Genomic DNA, 24,108 nt, shown 5'->3' with positions numbered 1-24,108 from the left:
TACTTCACCAGGCTATCTGGTATTTGCTCGTCGTTAGTTTGCTGTTATTGATCATTGGATGTTTGTATTGGTTTTTAAACGATACGCTGGATTTACCGGTTATATCATGGCAGACGCTATCACTTTATATTGGAGTCGCATGGTTTGCCTTGATGTGGTTTTTCCTTTTGTTATGCAAGGATGGAATAAGCTAGCCCGGCTGGATGCCTTTAAGAAAAAGTGGGGGATGTTTTCTTCCTCAAATTCTCCGTTAGCAAGGGCTGAAGAACATAATGTCACCCGTATACTATCTTCTTATCTCCGCACTCAATACGGCCGCTTCTGGCCCCGCAAAGTACGCATCCTTCTACTCACTGGCAGTGCGGCGGATGTCGAGCAACTCACTCCGGGCCTGACATCGCAATACTGGCAGGAAGACAGTGGCACCGTGCTGCTGTGGGGAGGCGATCTTGGGGCACAGGCGGATAGCGCGTGGCTGGGTGCTCTGCGTAAATTACGCGGACGTCCGCTTGATGGTGTCGTCTGGGTGACCTCAGCCTTAGCTCAACGCACGATGCTGGGGCAGAAAGACGCTAAAACAGCACTCACCGCCGATATGATGGACAGTGTGGCGCAGGCGTTTGCTGCACGTTTTGACCTGCTTGGCTGGCGGCTGCCGCTGTATGTCTGGTCACTGCATGCTGATGATGGAGTCGACCGTATCACGCAATCTGTGGGCTGTTTACTGCCAGCAGGTTGCCAACCAGACGAACTGAGAACGCAACTTGACGGGCTGTTGCCATCCTTGATTGAACAGGGTACGCAACAGATTAGCAGTAACACCCAGCACCCGTTTTTGTTGCAACTGGCCGATCAGCTAGCGCGTCAGCCGGACTCTGTCGCGGGTCCTCTTGCGACGCTACTGAACCCCTATCGTCCTTCACCGCTGGCGGGAGTTATCTTCAGTCCGGCATCCGTCAATGCAAAACGCAGTGTGAAACATCACTGGGCCAAGGATAACCGCTGGGATGTGTTGATTGATTCAATCTCATCATTACCCACCGGTCTGGCAGCGAAAAAACTGGGGTTCGCTTGGCGTAAAACGCTAGGGGTCGTTGTGGCGGGTGGCATGGTGTTGTGGGGCGCAGGGATGGTGATGTCATTTCTGATAAACCGAGACGCGATTATGACCAGTGAGTCTCAGGTGAAACTGGCGGCTAACGTGCAGCAACCTCTTCCGGCGCGTCTTCAAGCGCAACTGGATATGCAACACACGTTAGACAGATTGCAGTATCGTCAGCAACAGGGCGCACCGTGGTACAGCCGGTTTAGTCTGAGCCAAAATGATTCGCTGCTGACCGCGCTCTGGCCACACTACCAGGCCAGCGCAATGCCTCTACTGCGTGATGCCGCCGCCCGTCACCTTGAAGACCAACTCACCACGATGGCGCAGCTTCCCCCCGACTCCCCACTACGGGACACGCTGGTGAAACCCGCTTACGACCAATTAAAACTCTATCTGATGTTGGCGCGTCCAGAGAAGATGGATGCGGCGTGGTTTAGCCCCACGCTACTCCAAAACTGGCCACAGCGCAGTGGCGTACCGGACAGCATCTGGCAGGGCAGTGGTCCCACGCTACTGAGTTTTTATGCCCAGAATCTTTCTCAGCACCCATCTTGGCGTTTGAAGCTGGATGAAAACTTGGTCAGTCAGGTACGTACCCGGCTGATTAGTCAGATGGGAGCCCGCAACAGTGAGTCTTCGCTCTACCAAAAGATGATGGTTCAGGTCGCGCATCAGTATGCCGATCTGCGCCTGTCTGACATGACGGGCGATACCGATGCTGAACGAATATTTTCCACTGACGCCGTTGTGCCGGGCATGTTCACTCGTAAGGCGTGGGAGGATGCAGTAAAACCAGCGATTGAAAAGGTGGTCACTGAGCGTCGGGAAGAGATGGACTGGGTGCTGAGTGATATCAAAAATGCCGTCTTGCAGCAGGATTCTCCAGAAGCCCTTCAGGCGCGTCTGAAGGCGCGCTATTTCGCTGATTTTTCCAGTAGTTGGCTAGACTTTCTCAACAGCCTGCACTGGCAGCAGGCACAAACATTATCTGACTCTATCGACCAGCTCACGCTGATGGCAGACGTGCGCCAATCTCCTCTAGTGGCGCTAATGAACACCCTGAGTGTGCAGGGGAAGACGGGGCAAACGGGTGAGGCGTTATCAGACTCGTTGGTGAAATCAGCCAAAAATCTGTTAAATCGTGATGAACAACCTGCTATTGACCAACAAGCCGGTGCTCAGGGGCCACTGGACGCGACTTTCGGGCCAGTACTGGCGCTGATGGACGTCAAAGCTGGCGGGCAAGGCAACACCAACCTCAGTCTGCAAACCTTCCTGACTCGAGTCACCCAAGTCCGCCTTAAACTCCAGCAGGTGGTGAATGCTGCCGACCCTCAGGCCATGACTCAAAGCTTGGCCCAGACGGTATTTCAGGGTAAAGCGGTCGATCTGGCTGAGACTCGGGATTACGGCAGCCTGATTGCCGCCAGTCTCGGGCAAGAGTGGAGTGGATTTGGCCAGACGGTATTTGTTCAGCCTATGGAGCAGGCTTGGCAGCAGGTATTGACGCCCGCCGCGCAGAGCCTGAATGCCCAGTGGCAGGCGTCTATTGTGGATGATTGGAACAGTACTTTCGGCGGACGTTATCCGTTAAAAGATACCAGTAGTGAAGTGTCACTCCCGCTGTTGGCTCGTTACCTCAATAGTGACAGTGGTCGTATCGCTCGCTTCCTGCAAACCCGCTTGAACGGGGTGCTGCACAAAGAGGGCAGCCATTGGGTGCCGGACAGCATTAATGCTCAAGGATTGACATTTAACCCCGCGTTCTTGGAAGCCGTAGACCAACTGAGTTATTTGTCTGATGTGGTGTTTGCTGACGGTGAAGCGGGTATGCGTTTTGAACTGCGCCCAGGAACAGCCAAAGATGTGATGCAAACTGATCTGGTCATTGATAGTCAGAAACTAAACTATTACAACCAGTTACCTGTCTGGAAACGTTTCATTTGGCCCCATGATACTGAAGCGCCAGGTGCCAGCTTGAGTTGGATAAGCACCCAAGCAGGTACCCGACAGTTTGCCGATCTCCCAGGCGCTTGGGGATGGATCCGGTTACTGGATAAAGCTCAAGTCACACCTTATCAGGGCGTGAACAGCAGTTTTAATCTTACTTGGAAAGCCCCTGATGGCCGGTCGCTGAACTACACCCTACGGACGGAAGCGGGAGAAGGTCCGTTGGCCTTACTGAAACTGCGTAACTTCGTTTTACCGACGCAAATATTCAGTGTCGATGCGGTAAGTCGCGTTCAGTCGTCGGATACCACCCTATCGGATAACACCATATCGGATACCACATTAGGAGAAGCATACTGATGGCGACGTTGCACAGCTTACTCAACGCCTGCCATGCAGAACAGCAGGCACTTTCGCAACAGGCTCAGCCGCAGATTTCGCTCTGGGAGAAATGGCTAGTTCCTATCTCAGCGGATGCTCCGGTGGGTGATGACCCCAGTTATGACGATGACTTCCAACAGATGCGTGAAGAGGTCAACAAACTGTCCGGCGCAGACATCGATTTGGTTTGTGCACTGGCGGAGAAGTTGCTGACCGGTGCATGCAAGGATGCACGTGTCGCGACCTATTATATCTGGGCGCGACTGCACATTAATGGTGAAAGTGGACTGGCGGACGGATTAGCCTTGCTGGCCGGATTGGTCCAACGTTTTGGTGATGCGCTGCATCCACAACGTGGCAATAGCCGCAAATTAGCACTGGAATGGTTGGCCGGTAGCCGGATGCTGGACAGCCTGTCACTCTATCCGGAAGTTGCAAAGGCTGACTTTGAACGCATTGTGGGCGCGCTGGCGTTAATCGAGGAAAGCGTGGGGGGCTGGGATGAGTCCACGCGTCCTCAGTTCTCTAGCCTTTATGCGGCATTAGAAAACCGGCTGATGCAATCCGGCGGTCCTGACGCCGTCATTCCACAAAACAGCAGTCCTTCTCGCCACGCAGCACCTGATGCTCCGGCACTGAAAGCGGTCACTTCTGGGCGTGATTTGCTCGATCAGGCAAAACTGTTGGCGAAATACTTGCGCGACCAGCCAAACGGCTGGCTGTCGGGCCATCATCTGATGAAAAGTATTCGCCTGGATACACTGCATGAACTTCCGCCGTTGGCAGCAGACGGATGTACTCGCCTAGCCCCGCCAAAGCCAGAGAACCGCGCCCTGCTTAAACGTCTCTACCTCCAACAAAGTTGGCTGGAACTGCTGGAACAAACCGACATCCTGTTCGCTCAGGGCGTGAATCACCTATGGCTTGATCTCCAGTGGTATACCCATCAGGCGCTGATGAAAACGGGCGCACCGCATGAGCGCTGGGCTGACATTATTAAGCAAGATCTGAACGGTCTGCTGACCCGCCTGCCGGGGCTTGAAGGTCTGGCATTCAGTGATGGTACCCCGTTCGCCGATGAAGTCACGCTGCACTGGATAAACCAGCATGTCATGGCCTCAGAAAGTTGGGGCAGTGAACCCGCAGCATCGGCCAGTACCGCGGGCGATGACGATATTCTGCAATTGGAACCTGAAGCATTGGCGCAAGCCGACAGCGAAGGCGTGGAGGCGGCGTTGAATTGGCTGCAAAACCGTCCCGGTATCCGCACGTCTCGCCATCAGTGGCTGATCCGTCTGCTGATGGCGAGGGTCGCTGAACAGTACGGAAAAAATGATATGGCACTGCATTTACTGGGTGAACTGGAGGGGAATGCGACCCAGATGACGCTCAGTCAATGGGAGCCAGAACTGCTGTTTGAAGTGAAAGCCCGTCGCCTGAAACTACTGAGAATGAAAGCCAGCCGGACAGATTCGAACAAATCACACCTGCATAGTGAGATGGAAAACCTGCTCGCCGGATTAGTTGCCCTCGACCCAGCACGAGCTGCGGTGCTGTGTGGTTAATCGATAACCCTCTCCTGAAAAAAAGAAAACGATGAAAGACCTTACCCTGCGCTATTACGACGTCGAAATGCGCTATCTGCGCGATGCCGCTAAAGAGTTTGCCCAAACTCACCCTGATCGGGCGGCCATGTTAGATCTGGATAAGCCCGGTACGCCGGACCCTTATGTGGAACGCCTGTTTGAAGGTTTTGCCTTCTCCATGGGGCGACTGCGTGAAAAAATCGATGACGACCTGCCGGAGTTCACCGAAGGGTTGGTGAGCATGCTCTGGCCGCATTACCTTCGCACTATTCCTTCGCTGTCCATTGTCTCGCTGATCCCAGATGTTCCGGCGATGAAAATAGCCGAAACTGTGCCTGCAGGAATGGAAGTTTACTCTCGCCCAATCGGGCCGAAAAATACGGTCTGCCAGTACCGAACCACCCGCGATATGGTACTCAACCCACTTTCCGTCTCAACCGTGGTGATGGCAACGGAACCGGATGGCCGTTCGGTGTTGCGTCTTCGACTGGCATGCAGTTCACAGACGGACTGGTCACAGGTGGATTTACGTCGTCTGTGCTTTTATCTGGCGGGAGACGCGCCGGTCAGTAGTGCGTTACATCTGGCGCTGACCCGACGTCAGGCAGCACTTTATTTGCGCCTGCCCAATCAGGCTGACCGAATAAAACTGGATGGTTGGTTTTCACCCGGTGGCTTTGCAGATGAAGACCTGCTGTGGCCCAAAGGCGATAGCGCCTTCAGTGGTTATCAGTTGTTGCTGGAATATTTCACTTTCCGCGAAAAATTTATGTTCGTGCATTTGAACGGACTGGAAACAGTCACGTTACCTGCGGGGATGACCTGTTTTGATATCGAAGTTGTGTTTGACTGCCAATGGCAAAGTGATTTGCAGGTAAGAGATGATGCACTTCAGCTACATTGCGTGCCGGTCGTTAACCTATTTTCTCTGGAAGCTGACCCGCTGACCATCAATGGGCTGGAAAGTGAGTATATGCTACGCCCGCGCCGTTTGCAGGATGGACATACCGAGATTTACTCCGTGGACTCTGTGACCGGTTCGCAACGGACATCCGATGCCACCTATGTCCCTTTTACCAGTTTTCGCCATCGCGGCGGGATGCAGAGACGCCATGCACCGGAACGCTATTTCCACACACGGGTGAAAAGGGGCGTCACTGGGCTGCATGATACCTGGCTTATTCTTGGGGGCCAGCAGTGGGAGGCGGACAGAATGTTCACCCGCGAGGCGGTCTCACTGAAAATTACCGGTACTAATGGCCAGCTACCGCGCAAAGCGTTACAAAGCACGTTGTTAGACCGTTGCGAGGCGGTGTTACAAACACCATTGAAAGTACGTAATCTCTGCAAGCCTACACTACCGTCTTATCCTCCGGCAGAAGATCACTTTCAGTGGCGGGTACTGAGCCATCTGGGTTCAAGTTACCTCAATCTGATGAGCAGTGCACAAGTGCTGCGTGGAACGCTGGAGCTGTACAACTGGCAGGGGGATGAGCTGAATAATCGCCGTCTTGATGCTATTCAGCAGGTGGAACACCACCAGACTCAGCGCTTTGAAAAAGGCTTTCTACTGCGGGGTATCGACATTGAAGTGACGCTTGATGGTAACGGTTTTACCGGAGAAGGTGACATTTATCTGTTCGGAGAGATGCTCAATCGCTTCTTTGCGCTTTACGCTGATATCCATTTGTTCAATCAGCTTACCCTTATCGTTCAGCCTGCTGGGAAATGTATCCGATGGAAAGAGAACCACAATCAGCGTCTGCCCGGCTGATCGAAAAACTGCGCGATAAACTGCCGTATACCCAGTTTTATCGCTTCTGCCAGTTACTAGAGCAAAGCCAGCCGGATGCTCCCCTACTGGGTAGCCACTGGCAGGTGAGACACGATCCCGTTCGTTTTCGCCCTCATCCGGGCATGGGTTTTCCGGCGAGTGAGTTTAAGCGGGTGGAGATACCGGAACATGCACATCTGCCACCGACCATTCGCACCACCTTCCTGGGGCTGTATGGCGTGGAGTCGCCGCTGCCCACGGCGTATATCGACGATATTACCCAGCGCCGAGAAGGGTATGAGGCAGTCAGTGACTTTCTGGATATTTTCAATCACCGACTGACGACTCAGTATTACCGCATTTGGCGTAAGTACTCCTATCCGGCCAGTTTTTCTCCCGGTGGTACGGATAAAACCTCTCAGTACCTGTTAAGCCTTTGTGGTCTGGGTATTGAGGGGTGTGCACAGAATATCGCCACGCCGGTATCTCGCTTTCTGGCACTGACCGGCATGATGCGCCTGCCCACACGGACGAGCGAAGGCATTATTGCTCTGGTTCAGTTGCTGGCGCCGGAAACAGAGGCCCATGTGATAGCCCATGACCGTTGCCGTATACCCTTACGTAACCCTCTCACGATGAGTGCGCGTCGCCCCGTCAGCATGAGTAGTAGCCCGGTGATGGGCAGTCATGCGGTGGATGTTAACAGTCAGGTCTTGCTGAAATTAAAGACGGATAACCCCGATGAAGCCAGAGAGTGGCTACCCGACGGGCAGTTACACACGGATTTATTGGCGCTTCTGCATGTGTATTTGGGGTCTCGACTGCATGTGCGTTTACAACTCACGGTGTTACGCGCGCTGTTACCGGATGCCCAACTTTCCTGCCAACCCAAAAAAACGGGGATCCTATTAGGTAGAACAGCAGTGATGCGAACATCGCGCGCGATGTCAATGACGCAAACCAACACCGAATTAATCACGATTAATCTTGGCCGCTATCAGCGTGTTCAGGAAAATTTTCACCGAAGGGAAACTGATGAACATGGCGACTATCGCTGGTAAAACACATTTTTCATTGCTGATGCTGGTCATGATATCCACCCTAAGCGGGTGTGGACTGACCCAGAAAGTGAGTGACGGTACTGTCGCCGTGACAAAATCCATTTTTTATAAGCAGGTGAAAATACTGCATCTGGATATCAAAGCGCGGGACGCGGTTAACAACAATGCGACAGGTATCCCGCTGGCGACAGTGGTACGTATTTATCAGCTCAAAGATCGTAGCACTTTTGATGGTACCGATTATCCCTCTTTATTTGCCGAGGATAGCCAAGCCATCAAAGCTGATTTGATTGCCGAAAAAGATATTCGTATTCGTCCAGGCGCTGCCGTGTCCATTGATGTTCCGCTGGATGATAAAGCGGAGTATGTGGCGGTCGCGGGCATGTTTCTGGCCCCCGATATTACTAACAATACTTGGCGTGTAGTGCTGAGCCGTGATGACCTCGACCCCGATAAGGCCCGTCAGATTGAGCTGAATCACCATGGGATGACTCTTTTACCTTTGAAGGATTAGTCATATGCCTCAGCCTTCTCTGTATGAAATGTTGTTCGGTAACTTAGCCGGTGGTCTCGATCTTCATCAGTTAAGCGAAGCCGATCAGGAGATCCTCTCGGTGCTCGACAACATGCAACGTATTCTTAATTGTCGCGCCGGTACGCTCAGTCACCTCCCCGACTTCGGCCTACCGGACATGACCAAAATCTTGCAAGGCATGCCCGGTTCGGCGCATCAACTGATCGATACCCTTTCGAATGTGTTGCTAAAATACGAGCCGCGGCTCAAGAGCATCAATGTCGTGATTCTGGAGCAAGGTATTCCCGGTGAATTGCGATATGCCATTGATGCCGAACTGAAAGGCGTTGGGCTGGTGCGGTATGGCACGGCGTTTATGCCAGAAGGACGAGTGCTTATCAGGCATATGAAACAGCAGCAGTACCTTGATCCCCGAGCATCTGTGTAATCACACTTAGGTGCCTTCATTTTTTTACTCTTGAGTTATCGACATGACACATTTATCTGAACGCACGCTGAAAACCGGTGGCGACCCGCGTCATTTTGCTGAATTCAGCGCTTTACGGAACGAAATCGGTAAGTTACATCATCCTGCTCGTCCTGATGTTGACTGGGGGCGGGTTGAGCAGCTCTGTCTGGCGTTGTTTCGCCAAAACGGCGTTGAATTACAGACGACCGTCGATTTTACACTCGCGCGGACGCACATTGCCGGTATTGCTGGGTTGTGTGAGGGGGTAGAACTGCTGGCTGGGTTGCTCTCACATCAGTGGAGCACCTTGTGGCCGCCGCAAACGCATGCACGGGTTGAACTACTGGCTTGGTTGAGTGACCGGCTACAACAAGTCTGGCGTACCATGACCTTGTGCTACGGTGATTTAGCGCAGGTTTATCGGGCTGAGCGAGCGTTAGAACAATTGTGTACGCAGCTACAAACGTTAGAGCTGAAACATCTGAGTAAGTTGGACGGCGTGCGCTTGATGTTGCATAACGCCGCACTGCGTTTGGAAAGCGCTGAGGCAGCAGTTGAGACTTCTGACCGCTTGACCCTGCCGACACGGCAAGTTATTAGCTCGACACAGCCACCCGCCCAGTCCGACTCTACGCTTCCACCTATCGTGAACAATGAACCGCTCGTTTATATTGTTAGCGAGCCAGCCATCCCCCGCGTGCAAGTGGCGCTGCCGCCACCTCCGCCCCCGCGTTGGAATGCTCGGCAAGGCTTTGTCGCCGGTTTAATGGTGATGGCGGTCGGGATGACGGCCGGTTTTTATGTTTGGCAATTGATGTCATCGAATCCGGTTCAGAACGCATTACTGGCCAATGCCAGCCCTTTATCTGCGCCACTGACGGCGAGCACTATCAATGAACTGAAAAAACAGGCCTCAGATGCCCGATTGGCGCGCATGGCCGAACCGGTGTTACAAGCGACCGCTTCGCAGTTGGATCAATTGGCGGTGTTGCCCCCACTGTGGGCGCAGACGCGAGGGGATGCTGTGTTGGCGCAAGCGCAACAAGTATGGCCAGCCAGTCATGAAGTGAAGCAACTCAGTACGCTATGGCAACAGCAGAGAGAATCAGGCGCTGCGCCCTTGGCTGAACTGAAACATTACGCGCTGGCACAAGAACGCTTGCGTCAACTTGCTGAGCGGCTAAATGGATTGGATGAGAAAAAGGGGCGTTATATGACCGTCTCTGAACTTAAGTCTGTTGTTTTTGCTATTCAGCAACCGCTGACACAGGCATTGCCGCTAGAGGAATTACTGCATCAGTATCAGGTACAATCTGACGCAGGAAAAACACCTCCCTCGGTATTGCGCCAACAGATAGACAGCCGGTTTACCCAGTTACTCAATCGATATGCATTGCTGTCTTCACCTTCTAATACACAATGAATATCAGCGTTAGCCAATATCCCCCACTGATAATATGTGGGGGATAGAAGTATCGTCATGATTAACGCCAGCTTTCCTTTATTCGTCGTGACTTATTGGTGGCTGGCTAATTGTTTATTGATGACTAATCGCCTATTTATGGCTAACACGCTCAATGGCAGTATCATAAACAGGATTATTTTTTTCCGCTTTTGCTAATTGGTAATAACGCAGTGCATCTGCATTTTGGCCTGCGGCTTCATAGATGCGTGCAATATTATAGTTAGCGCCTGCACGAATAGTGGCCGCTTTCGGCCCACTGGCTAATGCAATCGCTTTACGATTTGCCCAAATAGCCTCCGCAGTTCTCCCCGCTTTTTGATAAACCAACCCAAGATTGCCGTAGGCTTTGCCATTTTCAGCATCAATATTGATGGCTTGCGTGAAGAGCGATATCGCTAATTCTAAATTCTTATCCTGATAGGCTTTTTCACCCTGTAAATTCAAGTTCTTAACCTGCTCAATATCGGCTGAGTTAAGAGAGGCGTGAGAAACGACCGCGGCATTGCCTAACCAAGGTTGCAATTTATTGGCGACACTCGATGCTTCAGTATTCATACCCGCGAATTCGTTAATATCTTCAATGTCACCGGTTTTATTTATTTTGAAGACAGTCCAAAGGTTGCCGATTTTACCGGTAGGGACATAGTAAGTACGTACTAACGACTCACCCACATAGACAAAGACCTTCGCCTGACTGGCCGAAAGATTCGGGGTATTAGGGTTGTCCCCGTCACTGAAATCATGAACGGCATAAACATAATCCTGACCATTAAGCTTTTTATTTAAGGTCACGGTTTCAGGGCCAAAGCTGTCGGTATCATCGACGTCGAGGTTACCTTCTTCCCCTGTCTTTTGGCTGAAATAGATATGGTTATTGGGGTAAACCATATGTGAATCAAGATCCTTCGGTGTCGCTCCCCAAGTCAATACCACACGAATACTATCTAACCCTTTCATTACTGGGCTAAGGGCATAAGACATGCCATCACAAGGGCATTTAACGACCAACGTTGAATAGCCTTCTTTTTTTATAATCAGTAAATTGTCGCTATTGTCCGCTGAGGGGCTATTGACTTGTGCGCTACCGCTCACATTCGTGGTGGCAGTTAATGTTTGCCCACCATTGCGCTGTAATAAAATATTGGCATCCGAAATTTTTTCGTCTTTTACTGTCGCACTCAGAACATCAATATTGATATTTTGTGCATAAGCAGGGAAAAGAGAGAGTGATAGCAGTGAAGCAATACTAAGTTTGATGATCCCGTTCATGTGAAAAATTCATCCTAATAAGATAATACATTAGTCAATAAAATTAATATAAATACCTGAGCGCAGTTTTAGTCAGTCGTTAAAGTGAGCAAAATGCTGAGTGATACTATCTATTTTTAGATGCCGCGAAAACAAATTATACGAAATGGGTTAATAAAGTGAGTGAGTCTTTGATTTAACCGATATTGCGCTATTTATCTTCTGTGTTCTAAAAGTAAAACCAAGTGATAGTAATATCTATTTACTATAATCATGCTATGTATTTATCTATATTTTTCAACTTCCTAGCTTCATCTATCTCTTCGAATTGATGTTGTTTTTGAGACAGTAGCCCCTGTTTCAGAGGAATAACCTCTGTCACCATTTCTTCTTTTATAAAATTTTTCTTATGTTAGTACTCAAGAATAACAAACGTTAAATTAATGTTATCGTCACCACCTCAATCAAAACGCATTACACGGGCTTATACGCCGAATAATAGTGGCGATAGCTGATTTTTTTTTCGGTAATTGTTGGCAACAAGAGCCAATTTAATTCATTTACATTTTGCAGCAGTAACTATAATAATGACTTGCTCTATGATTGCGTTCGCGGCCCTCTGATTATTGAACCGGGGGGAACTGTTCATAAAGGAGAGCTCCATGCCTTACATGCCATTAATTAAGCATCCCCACACACATAGCGAAGCTTGCCTCTGCCAAAGTCCTGCGTTTAGGCGTATTAATACGGTATTTTCTCAGAAAGCAGCTAAAGCCGCCCCGATTACTGCGGCGACTGTTGCGGCGGCCGTCCCGAGCGCAAAACCACAAAATAAAGACATTGCCGCCAATGCGGTTCACGTGAAGGCATTTATTAATGTCCGCGTTTTTGATGGTGTTTCGGACAATTTGCGAGATGGGCTACGCGTATTAGTAGAAGGCAATAAGATTTCGTCGGTCGAACCGGCTGATGCGCCGTTGTCGGCGGATGTGGAAGTGATTGACGGTCAGGGCGGCGTGTTGATGCCGGGTTTAATTGATGCACACTGGCACGCCATTATGGCTCGCCCCTCAATGATGACCGCCATGACGGCAGATTTTAACTACATTCAAGCACTGGCCATTGCAGAAGCCGATGCCACATTGCTGCGCGGGTTCACCACAGTACGCGACATGGGCGGGCCCGTTTTTGGATTGAAGCGGGCAATTGATGAACATATTGCCAAAGGGCCACGTATTTTCCCTTCGGGGGCATTTATTACCCAAACCGGCGGGCACGGTGATTTTCGCTTAATTGGCGAATTGCCTCATACCCCTTCTGATCCTCTGAGTTATGCCGAGCGGGTGGGAATGACTGCGATTGCTGACGGCGTGGATCAGGTTTTGCTACGTGCCAGAGAACAATTGATGCGCGGTGCATCGCAGCTCAAATATATGGCGGGCGGTGGTGTGTCCTCCATGTATGACTCCATCGACGTGACTGAAGGCTCTGTGCCTGAGATACAAGCGGCAGTAACAGCGGCTGAAAACTGGGGAACCTATGTGACCGTCCACGCCTATACCGCGCGTGCCGTGACCATGGCCATTAAAGGTGGCGTGAAGTGTATTGAGCACGGCCAATTAGTGGATGAAGAAACCGTTCAGTTAATGGCAGATAAAAATATCTGGTGGAGCCTGCAACCCTTCCTTGATGATGAAGATGCCGTGCCAACACCGACACCAGCTTCACGCGCGAAGCAGCTTCAAATGGTTGCCGGTACTGACACGGCATACGGCTTGGCGAAAAAATATAACATCAAGACCGCGTGGGGAACTGACACGCTGTTTGATGCGCGGCTAGCCACTCGGCAGGGGGCTCAATTAGCCAAACTGACTCGCTGGTATGCACCGATTGACGTTCTCAGAATGGCAACCAGTGTTAACGCTGAACTTTGTGCGTTATCAGGCCCGAGAAATCCTTATCCCGGTAAGTTAGGGGTGGTGGAAAAAGGCGCACTGGCTGATTTGATTTTGGTCGAAGGCAACCCATTGGACGATATCCAACTGATTGCCCAGCCAGAGAAAGCATTTAAGGTCATTATGAAAGATGGGCAAATTTTCAAAAATACCTTAGGAAGCGAGCTGTAATCGTGACTGAAAGGGCAAACCTGATTTTCTGTTGGGGTGTCACGTGTTAATTGAGGTCGTTCAATGAGTAATATGACTTCCCTCAGGAAGCAACAAGGTTTTTTCTGCACATTTTTAAGTCCCGTCAAACGGAATCCATGGCGTGGGTCATGGGTTCTGTTGCTAGCGATTGCACTGAGCGGATGTTCAGGGGTGGAAGCCCCTTTGTTTTCGTTGGTGGGATCGTATTTTCCGTCGTGGATGGCTTGCGCTTTTATCGGGATCATCACGGCGGTGATTGCGCGTGTTGTCTTTATTCGTATAGGTATTGATGATCATCTGCCGTGGCGGCTGTTTGTGTATGTTTGCCTAGCGCTTGCTGTGGCATTTATCTGTTCCCTATTACTATTTGCGCGATGAATGATGAATATGAATAAACAACAAGGCAGTGGGCGTAAACGTCAACTGGCGCTCATTGTCGCTGGGATTATCATTTTTGCGGCAGTGATATTGGGTTGGCTGTCGGTGCGGCAGACCACACTGAATCCGTTATCTGAGGATGCGGAATTAGGAGCCAGCGTGGTACATGTTTCCAGTTCAGTTCCTGGCCGTATTGTTTCGATTAACGTCGAAGAGAACAGCAAGGTTCGACGTGGTGATCTGCTGTTTTCCATCGAACCGGATCTCTATCGCCTTCAAGTCGAACAGGCCCAAGCTGAGTTGAAAATGGCGGAGGCTGCTCGTGATACTCAACAAAGAACCGTGGTGGCCGAGCAATCCAATGCCGCGATTACCAATGAACAGATTGTCAGAGCGCAGGCCAATCTCAAGCTAGCGACTCAGACATTAGCGCGGTTACAACCACTGCTCCCGAAAGGCTACGTGACGGCACAGCAAGTCGATGATGCGGCCACGGCGAAACATGATGCGGAAGTTAGCCTAAAACAAGCACTGAAACAGTCATTTGCGGCAGAAGCCTTGGTCAGTAGCACCGCGGCTTCTGAAGCACTGGTGGCCGCGCGGCGCTCAGCGTTGGCGATAGCCGAGCGGGAACTGGCGAACACACAAATACGTGCAGCCCATGATGGTAGGGTCGTTGGGCTGACCGTTTCCGTTGGGGAGTTTGTTGCCCCTGATCAGGCTATTTTCACGCTGATCAACACTGAACATTGGCATGCTTCGGCATTCTTCCGTGAAACCGAATTGAAGAATATCAAAGTGGGTGATTGCGCTACCGTGTATGCGATGGCAGACAGGCAACGCCCGATTCAGGGGCGGGTTGAGGGGATCGGTTGGGGAGTAAGCTCAGAGGATATGCTCAATATCCCTCGCGGCTTACCTTATGTTCCCAAATCATTGAATTGGGTGCGTGTCGTTCAGCGTTTCCCCGTCAGAATTAGTCTGGAAAAACCGCCGGAGGACCTGATGCGAGTTGGGGCGACTGCTGTGGTTATCGTGCGAAATGACGACGGTTGCTGACGGTACGCTTGGCGGTATCCTCCGTCAGGCAAGAGCGGATTTAGCCTATTTTCCCGGTCGAGTGGCGATGGCCTGGCGGGTGGCTGCGCTCTGTGCATTAATGGCTATGGTGGCCATGATTTATGGCATCCCAGAATCGGCGATTAGCTGCTATCTGATTATTTTCGTGATGAAGCCCGATGGCGTAGAAAGTATGGTGATGGCAATCGCTATCACCATTCTGGTGTCGCTGGTCGTGGGGCTGGTGTTTCTGCTGATTCATTTCACTTTAGAGGCTGCGCCATTGCGCATGGCCGCCTTAATCATTAGCTCATTTCTGTTTCTCTACCTCGGTTCTGCCAGCAAACTTGGCCCGGTAGGGAGTATTATTGCGCTGGTTATCGCCTTTGTGATGACGCTGATCAGCGATATTCCGATGGGCGAAGTCGCCACGCGAGGGCTGCTGTATGCTTGGTTAATGGCCGTCGCCCCGATGCTATTGATCATTGGTTTTAACCTTTTCCTTGGCCGCAAGCCCCAAACATTATTACGCGCCAGTTTATCTGAGCGGCTCTGCGCGGCTGCCGAAGCATTGCAGCAACCTGACGCGGCGAATTTGGCCCGTGTGCGTGAATTGCTACAAGAAGGGCAAAATGAGCATCAGCAACGTGCGCTTTTTGTGCGTATTTTTCATTTGCGCCCCTCTGCCGAGGCACACTGGCTGGAGAGTGCGGTAAAAAACAGTTATCGGTTATTGTTAGCCACCTCGGCGCTTACCCCTAACACACCAGAGGCGGCGCGCCTCGAGTTAGCGGCTTACTGTCGTGATGCTGCGCAGGCGGTGGCTGACGGCCAACAGACCGTTCTCCCTCACTTTGTGACTGAGGTTTCAAACGATGAAATCGACGAGATCAAAAATGCACTGATAGCACTGGCGAATGCAGAGGTCGGGCAAGACTTGGATGCCCCAAAATCGACCTTCTTTGCTGCTGACGCCCTGACTAACCCTGTCCATCAGCGTTTTGCACTGAAAACCACGGCGGCTGCGCTGATTTGCTATCTGGTTTATACCGCCTTGGATTGGCAGGACATTCATACCGCCATGATCACCTGCTATGTGGCGGCACTGGGGACGACCGGTGAAACCGTTCATAAGCTCGTGTTACGGATCATTGGTTGCTTAATCGGTGCGCTGATGGGGGTGTTGGCGATCATTTTCATTGTTCCGCATCTCAATGACATTGGGCAATTGATGGCGCTGGTGTTTGGTTGCATTCTATTGGCGGCTTGGGTGTCATGCGGTAACGAGCGTATTGCCTATGCCGGTGTACAGGTCGGTTTGGCTTTCCTGCTGACGGTGTTGCAAGGTTTTGGCCCGAGTACGGATATGGGCGTTGCCCTAGATAGGGTGCTCGGTATTTTGTTGGGTAACCTTGTGGTGTATCTGATCTTTACGCGATTGTGGCCAGTGGCGATTGTTGATTCGGTGCGGATACATATTCGTCATGCCTTGGAAGGACTGACAAATTTAGCGGCATTATCCCCCACAGCACGGCCCGCAGCCTTAAGAGAAGCCACTGCCGTTGAAGACGAAATTAATCGCGCACAAGAAGAGTTGGCACTGGTTCCCTTTGAGCCAGCACAATTACGTCCCTCGCGAGAAGAGTGTGCACGGCTACTGGCCATACTGTCAGAAATGAATAAATTGTGCCCTGTGCTATTTCTACCGACGGAGAAATCGGCCTCTGATATTGAGCAGTTACGTCGTCTTTCAGCAGGCAGCGATGCGATGATATTTTCTGGCGAACAAGAGCAGAACAGTGAATCTCAACGGCATGCGTTATCGCCGAATGATCTTACTCTTCAACAACGTATTAAGCGGTTAGAGAAACTTCTGGGAATTTGAAGACATGATGACGCACGCGATATTGAAGGCTCGGATAGCCAAAATAAGCCTGACTTTTTCGGTATTGGGGTTGAGCATGCTGATCGCAGGTTGTGCCACCGATCGCTTGGATCTCGCCCCCGCGTCTTATGCTGAACCTTGGGCACCGAATGCGAATACGGGGGCATCGATGGTGGGCGGTAATTTTTCGGTCCCAGCGAATCCGCTGGTGGCAGAACTGGCGCAGCCTCTTTCAATCAAGAGTGAACATCGCTATTCGTTACCTGAGTTGATTGATATTGCCCAGAACCAAAATCCTGATACCCGTATTGCTTGGCAGCAAGCACGGCAAGCTGCATTGGCGGTCGGAATGGGCGAGGCTATCTTTTTACCGATCATTTCAGCCAGTGTGATTGGCGGTTACCAAAGTACGACGACGCCGCTACCTTATGCTATCGGCAATGAAAAGGATCTGAAAACCAGCGGCAGCGCTGTTGTGCCTGCCTTAGCACTGCAATGGCTTATCTTTGATTTTGGGCAACGTAGCGCATTGCTGGATGCGGCAAAACACATCTCTTATGCCTCCAATGTGACCTTCAATGGCATGCATCAGAAAGTGATTTATGACGTGACCCGGACTTACTTCCAATATGGCGCAGCGCAAAATCAGCAGAAAATAGCCGAAGAAACGCTGAAAAATAGCCTAAAAATCCAAGATGCTGCCGAAGAACGCCGGAAAAATGGCATTGCGACAACGGTCGAAGTGGCGCTGGCCCGCCAACAGGTGGCACAGTCTGAATTACGCCGCGTGATGACAAAAGGCACTGAGCGTGATGCTTATCAAGCCTTACTGAGTGCGATGGGGGTGTCCCCGACATTGGCGATCAACGTCGCTTATGCCGAGGACCGTGCTTTGCCGGATGTAGCCAGTCCACCGACGGAAAAAATGATTCGTTTAGCGCTTTCCCAACGGCCAGATGTCTTAGCCAGCTATGCGGCAGCCGAAGCGGCAAAGGCGGGCATCAAAGCTGCCGAAGCTGATTTCCTGCCAAAAGTCTATCTGGCGGGGGCCGTTGCAGGTGGGGATGGGCGTTTTGATATTCAGGGCTTGCCGGGCATCAGCCCGCAGACGTCATCATCCAGCATTTTATTGGGCGTCAGTGTACCGCTTTACGACGGTGGGATACGTGCAGCACGGGTTAAAGAAGCCGAGTCCCGCGCGGCGGTGGCGGCTGAAGGATTTAAGAAAACGCAGGAGTTGGCTGTCAGAGAAATTGTGGTGGCGGCAGATACCCTACGCTCTGCGCTGGAGTCGAATCAGGCGGCACTTAACCTCGTGAAAACGTCCTTTATCACCTATGACGCCGCGCTGGAATCTTATCGTAATGGGGTCGGAACGATTACAGTTGCCAATGAGGCGGCCAATGGCTTACTGAATGCGCAGCAGATGAGCACAGATGCCCACGCTGCTTCTTTGGTCGCAGCGGCTAATCTGGCTTTCGTGATGGGTAAAATGACCAATAGCGCAGATTTGCCCGGCACGTTAACTGCCTCTGTACCATGAAAGTTATCTGCGCTTGAGCGAAGAAAATCGGACGGTTGGCGTCCAATAAGCCGCCGTCTCGATTGATTCGGGGAAACTGAATGACATCAATAATGCGAAGTCGGCATTTTTAGCAGACCAGAGATGGTGGGCACCCACCTCTGGTTTAGATAGACACCCACCCAACAAAATGATAGCCACAAGGCATAGGCTACGCATGATGGGTTTCATTATTACCACTTTTCTAACTGAATGATTTCTGGCTTAGTATTCACATCCTTCGAACGTTTTTCCAGTATGAAAGGCTTGCCCTCCTCATTAAAAAACTGAATCACTAATGTGGCATTCAAGGGATCTATATTCACACTGGCGAAGTTGTTCTGCTGTGTATAGGCCCAACTGGTGTAATTCATGGTCCCTAATTCAGAACCCGCAGGAGGGTTACTGGTCAGTGTTTCGTATACAGTGAATTCATCTTTGGTTCTGGGATCCTGTGAGTCATGAATATAGTCGAAGGTGTTGCCATCGATAATGTCGTAAGGCCAATAAAAAGGCGATGAGGTCACCGACCACGCCTGTATTGTGCTGCCTGAAGTATCGACGATTTCTAGGTTCGCGATATTAGTACAGTGGATATCACCGGAGAGGAAAATAACATTTTTGATTTTATTTTTAATAATGGTCTTCAGAACTTCATTGCGCGTTTGAGGAAAGGCACTCCAGCTGTCACTTTTATCTTTTTGGCGCATGGCATATGTCGTTGTGCCCGCAGTATCCACACCGTTAGGCACAAAAACACCGGATGAAACGATAAATTTGGGGCGATTACCGTAATCTTTCTGCATATGTATTAACCAAGCACACAAACGATCTAATTGATTTGGCTCGGCGGCACTGAGTGAAGGGCGACCGAGTAAATGGTTGTTAAAAATATTTCTATCATCTTCTGCTGGGCTGGCCGCTGAATTTTTAAATCGGCTAGTACGGGTATCCAAGACAAAGAAGGGGTAACCGCAGTAATTGAAGTCATAAAATAGATTTTGTGCTTTCGATTGAGCAAGGAATCTATCTTTGCCGATTAAGTCATTTCTGTTTTTGTTAATATAGCTGTCTTCGAAGTGCGGTCCGTGTACCCACTGATAACTACGGTAGGCGCTGATGGCGCAGTTAAATAGGTATCGGCTATTGCTTTTAAACCCCAAATAATTCGCGAGTGTTTGTGGGCTGTCTATATTGTCCTGTGTCCAGTTATCCTCTATTTCATGATCGTCAAGGATCATGTAAACAGGGATGTGTGAGGTCAAGGCTCTAAAATGTGGTGTGCGGTATGCCTCATGATAAGCCTCATCAAACTCTTTGTAGGTATCTGCTTTGAAAACCGCTGCTTTCCACAGTGAGTCAGCATAGATTTGGTCACCCACCATTAAGATAAAATTAGCACTGGCGTGATCCTGATAAATGTATTTGAATATTTTATCAGAGTCTTTTTTCTTAAATGGAAGGCCATTGAACCAATTGTTCCTGCATGAACCGAATATAAAATTGAGTGGAACTCTCTTATTGCCACTCTTCGGTTGAGTTTTAAAATCAGCAACAACATAGACAGGGCTAATATCATCGCGATTGAGTTGATCAGCCCAGACACTGACGGGTGGCAAATATTGGACCACTTGCTCACTAGTATCACTATCATCTTCCTCTTCTTCTTCTGTATTGAGGCTGACTTCCAGATAAGCCATACGAACTTGATAGGTGGTATCAGGCTTAAGAGAGAATGATTTAAGTTGTAGCTTCTCTTCTTCTGTGGCCCACAAAGTGATGTCTTTGCCGAGATTAAATGTACCCGTGCGATGGTATTTTCGGTGTAGACGAAAATAATAAATATTCTCTTTAGCCACTTTGTTATCACTTCCCACAACACCGAGGACTCCGATGCTCCGGATATTGGAGGATGTATCATTCTCATCTTGCGTATCGTAAGCGGCAATCCATAAACGGCAGGAACTATCAGTTGTGTGGCCGACAATAGGGCCTAATGCTGGGCGAAATAGATTCATAGCATAATTCCTCAAACAAGATTGAATCAGATATTAATTGCTGTATTTATCGATAATAATTATCGGGTTTATATTAATGACGAAATTCGACGTTATTATTAAAGAATATTATCTTTCTTTATTAAGCAATGCAGTGGTAATAGATGAGATAGAACCTCCGAGTCATTAAACTCGACCCTGAAATGGCTATGGCATTAATTTACCTAAAATTGTTGTGCCGCTTTATGTCCACGGCCAGAGTAGCTTTGACAATAAATAATTGAAGCTGAGTGTCGGGCAATATTAATAATCTGTATTCGATGGACTATGATTAATCCATTGAGATTACCTGAGTGATTTAATGTATTCAGTCTGATTTTATTTATAGTCTGCTAATTATTTCCTGCGTGATTTTTGTGCTCTCGCGTTACAATATTAAATCTAGTGTTTCTATTCGTTTTTACCAGTCGTTTAATACCCACAAATTTTGTATTGCAATAAATATCCTTATTTATCGTCCAAGCCTAATTTATTCTGGGATTTTATACTGGTTTTAATCTAGCAAATGAGTGGTCTATACCTGTACTCGTGCTTAAATCGAGATAAGCAGAAAAGAGATCAGTGCAATTGCTAATCAGGCAGAAACTCACATCAGGGACGGAGGGGATGTCGCAGCCATAGCCATAGCCATTCCGGCATTGCGCCAATCGCGATGCCGGATACCCTAAGCGGTGACTCTAAGACGCCCCCGTGCCGTTGTTCAGCGTGGGGCTAATACTTGTATTCGGTAATGGTGCAATCACCACTTCTACCTGCTGCTGTTGCAGTATCTCGGCTAATTGAGTGGGGGGGAGCATTGGTAAACAGGGCCGTTGCGCGTGCCACATTACCAATCTCAACGGCTGCGGACGCGTGGAACTTGGTGTGGTCTGCGGCTAACAAGATATGGCGAGCATGAGCCATCATCGCTTTCACTACTCTGGCTTCATTGACATCAAATTCTAATAGACTGCCGTCGGGGTCAATTGCCCCATACTGGTGATCAGATAGTCAGCACGGAATCCTTCCACAAAAGAGACCGCACTGGGGCCAATGATACCGCCATTGTTTGGCCGCAATGTGCCACCCGGCACCATCACTTCAAAATCGGTATTCTTAATGTCAGGAAAGAAATTCAGGCTGAACAAGCGGTTGACCCGCTACCGGTAAGAACAGAAGCCATTAAGCAGATGTAACTCGGGTGTGTGAGTCTGAGGTTGAGGATTCATGCCACCGTGATGACGCCTGATCAAACGCGACCATAAGGCGGCGTTTGGTCGGGTGGAATAGGGCGATATGCCGAATGGTTTGTTAGTGATTTGTTGCTTTATCTACGTGAATTGAGAGTGATTGTTGCGCGATTATTTTATTACTTTCAGTTTTCGTTATATTAGCTGAGCATTATTATTATCTTGTTTAATAGAATGACCCGTTAATGAATTAATATTCATACAACAAGAAATTTCCTACACAATTCAAGAGGGCGCCTAAGATAGTTAAAATAAGAATTACCTCATAATAATACCTGTTAAATACACCAGGCATTCATGAGGTATAGATAAATGCGTCACATATTCTGGATGAAAGCGCACAAAACGCCCTCTCAACTCAAGCTTGTGGCTAGTTATTCACCACAACAAAAACTCAGAGTCATGGGTTGGGTTACGCTTTTATTACAATTCCTTTTTCCTTTAAGCTTGTCATTTACACCTGCTATTGCTGCTTCTATTTCACCCGCTGCCACAGGCAACATTGTTGAAGTAAACATTGCGACAGAAACTTATATTCTAAAGACTAATGAAAGTGTCGGTATCCTATCAAAAAAATACGGGCTGTCAGTTGATGAACTAAAAAAATAAATCATCATCGTATTTTCTCCAAACCTTTTACTGCATTAACTGCTGGGGATGAAATTGACATCCCGCGCCAGCGCTCGCCATTCTCGGTAGACAATAATTCGGTGAAATCAGCAGAAACAAAAATAGCGCGTTATGTTGCTGATAGAGCACCCCTTTTATCGGACGAGAATACTGCAAAATCAGTGCAGCAGATGGCTCGTTCGACGGCTAACAATGAACTTAATCGTTCTGCTCAGCAATGGCTGAGCCAGTTTGGCACCGCAAAAGTGCAGATCAATGTCAATAATGATTTTAAATTAGATGGCAGTGCTGCCGATGTGTTGTTGCCATTAGCTGATGGACAAAAATCATTACTTTTTACTCAATTAGGTGCTCGGAATAAAAATAGCCGTAATACGGTCAATGTCGGTGTTGGTGTTCGTACCTTCCAGAATAACTGGATGTATGGCATGAATACTTTTCTTGATAATGACATCACAGGCAAGAACCGCAGAGTTGGGCTGGGTGCTGAAGCCTGGACTGATTATTTGAAGTTATCGGCTAACAGTTATTTCGCCCTCACTGACTGGCATCAGTCACGCGATTTTTCTGATGACAATGAACGTCCAGCCAACGGTTACGATATTAGAGCTGAAGCTTATCTCCCCTCTCACCCGCAACTGGGCGGTAAACTGATGTATGAAAAGTATCGTGGTGATGATGTTGCTTTGTTTGGCAAAGATGAACGTCAGAAAAACCCCGATGCGATTACTGCCGGTGTAAATTACACCCCTATCCCATTAGTCACTATTGGCGTGGAGCATCGCGCAGGCAAAGGCAGTCACAATGACAGCAGCTTTAATCTGCAGTTGAACTATCGTCTGGGTGAATCATGGCAGTCCCAGATAAATCCGTCAGCCGTCGCATCAACTCGTCAATTAGCGAGCAGCCGCTATGACTTGGTTGAACGGAACAATAATATTGTCTTGGATTACCAAAAACAGGATGTGATTAGCCTGTCTCTACCTGAGCAAATAAGTGGTGACGCAGGAACACGTGTCGCGGTCAGTGCACAAGTTTCTAGCAAGCATGCACTTGATCGTATTGAGTGGGACGATGCTGCTTTGAGCGCCGTGGGTGGCAGCCTTTCCATGACATCTTTGCAGTCGGTGGAAATAAAACTACCGCCGTATCAGCTAACAAGCCCTGGCAGTAATACCTATGTGTTGGGCGCGGTGGCTTATGATAAACAAGGCAATGTGTCGCGGCCTGTGACAATGCAAGTGACGGTATTAGCCGGTTCGGTGAGTATCACCGCAGCGAATTTAACGGTTACTTCCGATAATGCACCGGCTAACAACACGGCGACGAATAGTGTGCAAGCAATCGTCACCGATGCTGGCGGTAATCCAGTGGCGGGTCAGAGCGTCACATTCAGTGCGAATAATGGTGCAAGTGTGACTACTGTGATTGGCACGACTGGCGCGAATGGGATTGCGACAGCAACGTTAACCAACAGCACCGTTGGAACGACTGCCGTGACCGCCACGGTCAATGGCACCAGCACAACGGTCAATACCCAGTTTATTGCTGATAGTCATACGGCAACGATCACCGCTGCGAATCTGAGAGTCACCGCCGATAATGCACC

At 49.6% G+C, this 24,108-nt stretch carries 15 protein-coding genes and 3 pseudogenes; 15 read left to right on the top strand and 3 right to left on the bottom strand.

Annotated features, from left to right (window positions below; genetic code table 11):
* The first annotated feature begins 106 nt into the window (after positions 1–106).
* The 8 genes and pseudogenes from BN68_RS14545 to BN68_RS24605 all read left to right on the top strand — a co-directional run.
* Complete coding sequence (locus BN68_RS14545) at positions 107–3,415, top strand: ImcF-related family protein (RefSeq protein ID WP_231294038.1); 3,309 nt, start codon at positions 107–109, stop codon at positions 3,413–3,415.
* Positions 3,415–5,001: a type VI secretion system protein TssA gene (gene tssA, locus BN68_RS14540; RefSeq protein ID WP_019211893.1), complete on the top strand. Its 1,587-nt coding sequence runs from the start codon at positions 3,415–3,417 to the stop codon at positions 4,999–5,001. Before BN68_RS14545 ends, tssA begins: the two co-directional genes overlap by 1 nt.
* A gap of 31 nt (positions 5,002–5,032) precedes the next feature.
* Positions 5,033–6,796, top strand: coding sequence for a type VI secretion system baseplate subunit TssF (gene tssF / locus BN68_RS14535; RefSeq protein ID WP_019211892.1), 1,764 nt, complete (start codon positions 5,033–5,035; stop codon positions 6,794–6,796).
* The gene (gene tssG / locus BN68_RS14530) at positions 6,760–7,857 is read left to right on the top strand and encodes a type VI secretion system baseplate subunit TssG (protein ID WP_019211891.1); all 1,098 of its coding nucleotides are present in this window, start codon (positions 6,760–6,762) and stop codon (positions 7,855–7,857) included. Before tssF ends, tssG begins: the two co-directional genes overlap by 37 nt.
* Positions 7,838–8,371 carry a type VI secretion system lipoprotein TssJ gene (gene tssJ / locus BN68_RS14525; RefSeq protein WP_315851240.1) on the top strand — a complete coding sequence of 178 codons (534 nt, stop codon included), beginning with the start codon at positions 7,838–7,840 and terminating at the stop codon, positions 8,369–8,371. The genes tssG and tssJ overlap by 20 nt, the downstream gene beginning before the upstream one ends.
* A 4-nt stretch (positions 8,372–8,375) precedes the next feature.
* Entirely contained in the window at positions 8,376–8,819 is a 444-nt protein-coding gene (tssE, locus tag BN68_RS14520; protein WP_019211889.1) for a type VI secretion system baseplate subunit TssE, read from the top strand.
* A 43-nt stretch (positions 8,820–8,862) separates the two neighbouring features.
* Positions 8,863–9,391 (top strand): annotated as a pseudogene (locus BN68_RS24610) (type VI secretion system ImpA family N-terminal domain-containing protein); the annotation flags it as partial.
* Positions 9,392–9,492: 101 nt separating this feature from the next.
* Positions 9,493–10,263 (top strand): annotated as a pseudogene (locus BN68_RS24605) (VasL domain-containing protein); the annotation flags it as partial.
* Positions 10,264–10,395: 132 nt separating this feature from the next.
* Here BN68_RS24605 and BN68_RS14510 read toward each other — a convergent pair.
* On the bottom strand, positions 10,396–11,574 hold the full coding sequence (locus BN68_RS14510; RefSeq protein ID WP_019211887.1) for a tetratricopeptide repeat protein: 1,179 nt from the start codon (positions 11,572–11,574) through the stop codon (positions 10,396–10,398).
* 641 nt (positions 11,575–12,215) lie between these two features.
* Here BN68_RS14510 and BN68_RS14505 point away from each other — a divergent pair.
* From BN68_RS14505 to BN68_RS14485, 5 genes are all read left to right on the top strand, one after another.
* Positions 12,216–13,679: a metal-dependent hydrolase family protein gene (locus BN68_RS14505; RefSeq protein ID WP_019211885.1), complete on the top strand. Its 1,464-nt coding sequence runs from the start codon at positions 12,216–12,218 to the stop codon at positions 13,677–13,679.
* A 63-nt stretch (positions 13,680–13,742) separates the two neighbouring features.
* Positions 13,743–14,078 (top strand): YtcA family lipoprotein, encoded by a 336-nt coding sequence (locus BN68_RS14500; protein ID WP_049607757.1) that lies wholly within the window; start codon positions 13,743–13,745, stop codon positions 14,076–14,078.
* Between the two features lie 9 nt (positions 14,079–14,087).
* Positions 14,088–15,137: a multidrug transporter subunit MdtN gene (gene mdtN, locus BN68_RS14495; protein WP_019211883.1), complete on the top strand. Its 1,050-nt coding sequence runs from the start codon at positions 14,088–14,090 to the stop codon at positions 15,135–15,137.
* On the top strand, positions 15,121–17,022 hold the full coding sequence (locus BN68_RS14490; protein WP_019211882.1) for an FUSC family protein: 1,902 nt from the start codon (positions 15,121–15,123) through the stop codon (positions 17,020–17,022). Before mdtN ends, BN68_RS14490 begins: the two co-directional genes overlap by 17 nt.
* Positions 17,023–17,026: 4 nt before the next feature.
* Positions 17,027–18,565, top strand: a complete 1,539-nt coding sequence (locus BN68_RS14485; protein ID WP_019211881.1) for a TolC family protein — start codon at positions 17,027–17,029, stop codon at positions 18,563–18,565.
* Positions 18,566–18,777: 212 nt separating this feature from the next.
* Here the strand turns inward: BN68_RS14485 and BN68_RS14480 are convergent, their stop codons facing one another.
* Together BN68_RS14480 and BN68_RS14475 are read right to left on the bottom strand one after the other, a co-directional pair.
* Positions 18,778–20,601: an alkaline phosphatase D family protein gene (locus tag BN68_RS14480; RefSeq protein WP_019211880.1), complete on the bottom strand. Its 1,824-nt coding sequence runs from the start codon at positions 20,599–20,601 to the stop codon at positions 18,778–18,780.
* A gap of 716 nt (positions 20,602–21,317) precedes the next feature.
* Positions 21,318–21,737: pseudogene (locus BN68_RS14475) on the bottom strand (DeoR family transcriptional regulator); the annotation flags it as partial.
* A gap of 444 nt (positions 21,738–22,181) precedes the next feature.
* Here BN68_RS14475 and BN68_RS24445 point away from each other — a divergent pair.
* Together BN68_RS24445 and BN68_RS14470 are read left to right on the top strand one after the other, a co-directional pair.
* A complete protein-coding gene (locus tag BN68_RS24445) occupies positions 22,182–22,478 on the top strand; it encodes a hypothetical protein (RefSeq protein WP_051144561.1) in 297 nt (98 codons plus the stop codon).
* A 101-nt stretch (positions 22,479–22,579) separates the two neighbouring features.
* The coding region (locus BN68_RS14470) for an inverse autotransporter beta domain-containing protein (RefSeq protein ID WP_269212177.1) at positions 22,580–24,108 on the top strand (1,529 nt) is incomplete at its 3' end.

Source organism: Yersinia massiliensis CCUG 53443 (assembly GCF_000312485.1).
GTDB classification, from domain to species: domain Bacteria; phylum Pseudomonadota; class Gammaproteobacteria; order Enterobacterales; family Enterobacteriaceae; genus Yersinia; species Yersinia massiliensis.
This window is presented reverse-complemented; position numbering and strand designations above follow the sequence as displayed.

What these genes read in the sequence shown, in the direction of transcription:
- BN68_RS14545 (WP_231294038.1), top strand. Translation starts at nt 107, where the DNA reads ATGGCAGACGCTATCACTTTATATTGGAGTCGCATGGTTTGCCTTGAT.
- tssA (WP_019211893.1), top strand. Translation starts at nt 3,415, where the DNA reads ATGGCGACGTTGCACAGCTTACTCAACGCCTGCCATGCAGAACAGCAG.
- tssF (WP_019211892.1), top strand. Translation starts at nt 5,033, where the DNA reads ATGAAAGACCTTACCCTGCGCTATTACGACGTCGAAATGCGCTATCTG.
- tssG (WP_019211891.1), top strand. Translation starts at nt 6,760, where the DNA reads ATGGAAAGAGAACCACAATCAGCGTCTGCCCGGCTGATCGAAAAACTG.
- tssJ (WP_315851240.1), top strand. Translation starts at nt 7,838, where the DNA reads ATGGCGACTATCGCTGGTAAAACACATTTTTCATTGCTGATGCTGGTC.
- tssE (WP_019211889.1), top strand. Translation starts at nt 8,376, where the DNA reads ATGCCTCAGCCTTCTCTGTATGAAATGTTGTTCGGTAACTTAGCCGGT.
- BN68_RS14510 (WP_019211887.1), bottom strand. Translation starts at nt 11,574, where the DNA reads ATGAACGGGATCATCAAACTTAGTATTGCTTCACTGCTATCACTCTCT.
- BN68_RS14505 (WP_019211885.1), top strand. Translation starts at nt 12,216, where the DNA reads ATGCCTTACATGCCATTAATTAAGCATCCCCACACACATAGCGAAGCT.
- BN68_RS14500 (WP_049607757.1), top strand. Translation starts at nt 13,743, where the DNA reads ATGAGTAATATGACTTCCCTCAGGAAGCAACAAGGTTTTTTCTGCACA.
- mdtN (WP_019211883.1), top strand. Translation starts at nt 14,088, where the DNA reads ATGAATAAACAACAAGGCAGTGGGCGTAAACGTCAACTGGCGCTCATT.
- BN68_RS14490 (WP_019211882.1), top strand. Translation starts at nt 15,121, where the DNA reads ATGACGACGGTTGCTGACGGTACGCTTGGCGGTATCCTCCGTCAGGCA.
- BN68_RS14485 (WP_019211881.1), top strand. Translation starts at nt 17,027, where the DNA reads ATGATGACGCACGCGATATTGAAGGCTCGGATAGCCAAAATAAGCCTG.
- BN68_RS14480 (WP_019211880.1), bottom strand. Translation starts at nt 20,601, where the DNA reads ATGAATCTATTTCGCCCAGCATTAGGCCCTATTGTCGGCCACACAACT.
- BN68_RS24445 (WP_051144561.1), top strand. Translation starts at nt 22,182, where the DNA reads ATGCGTCACATATTCTGGATGAAAGCGCACAAAACGCCCTCTCAACTC.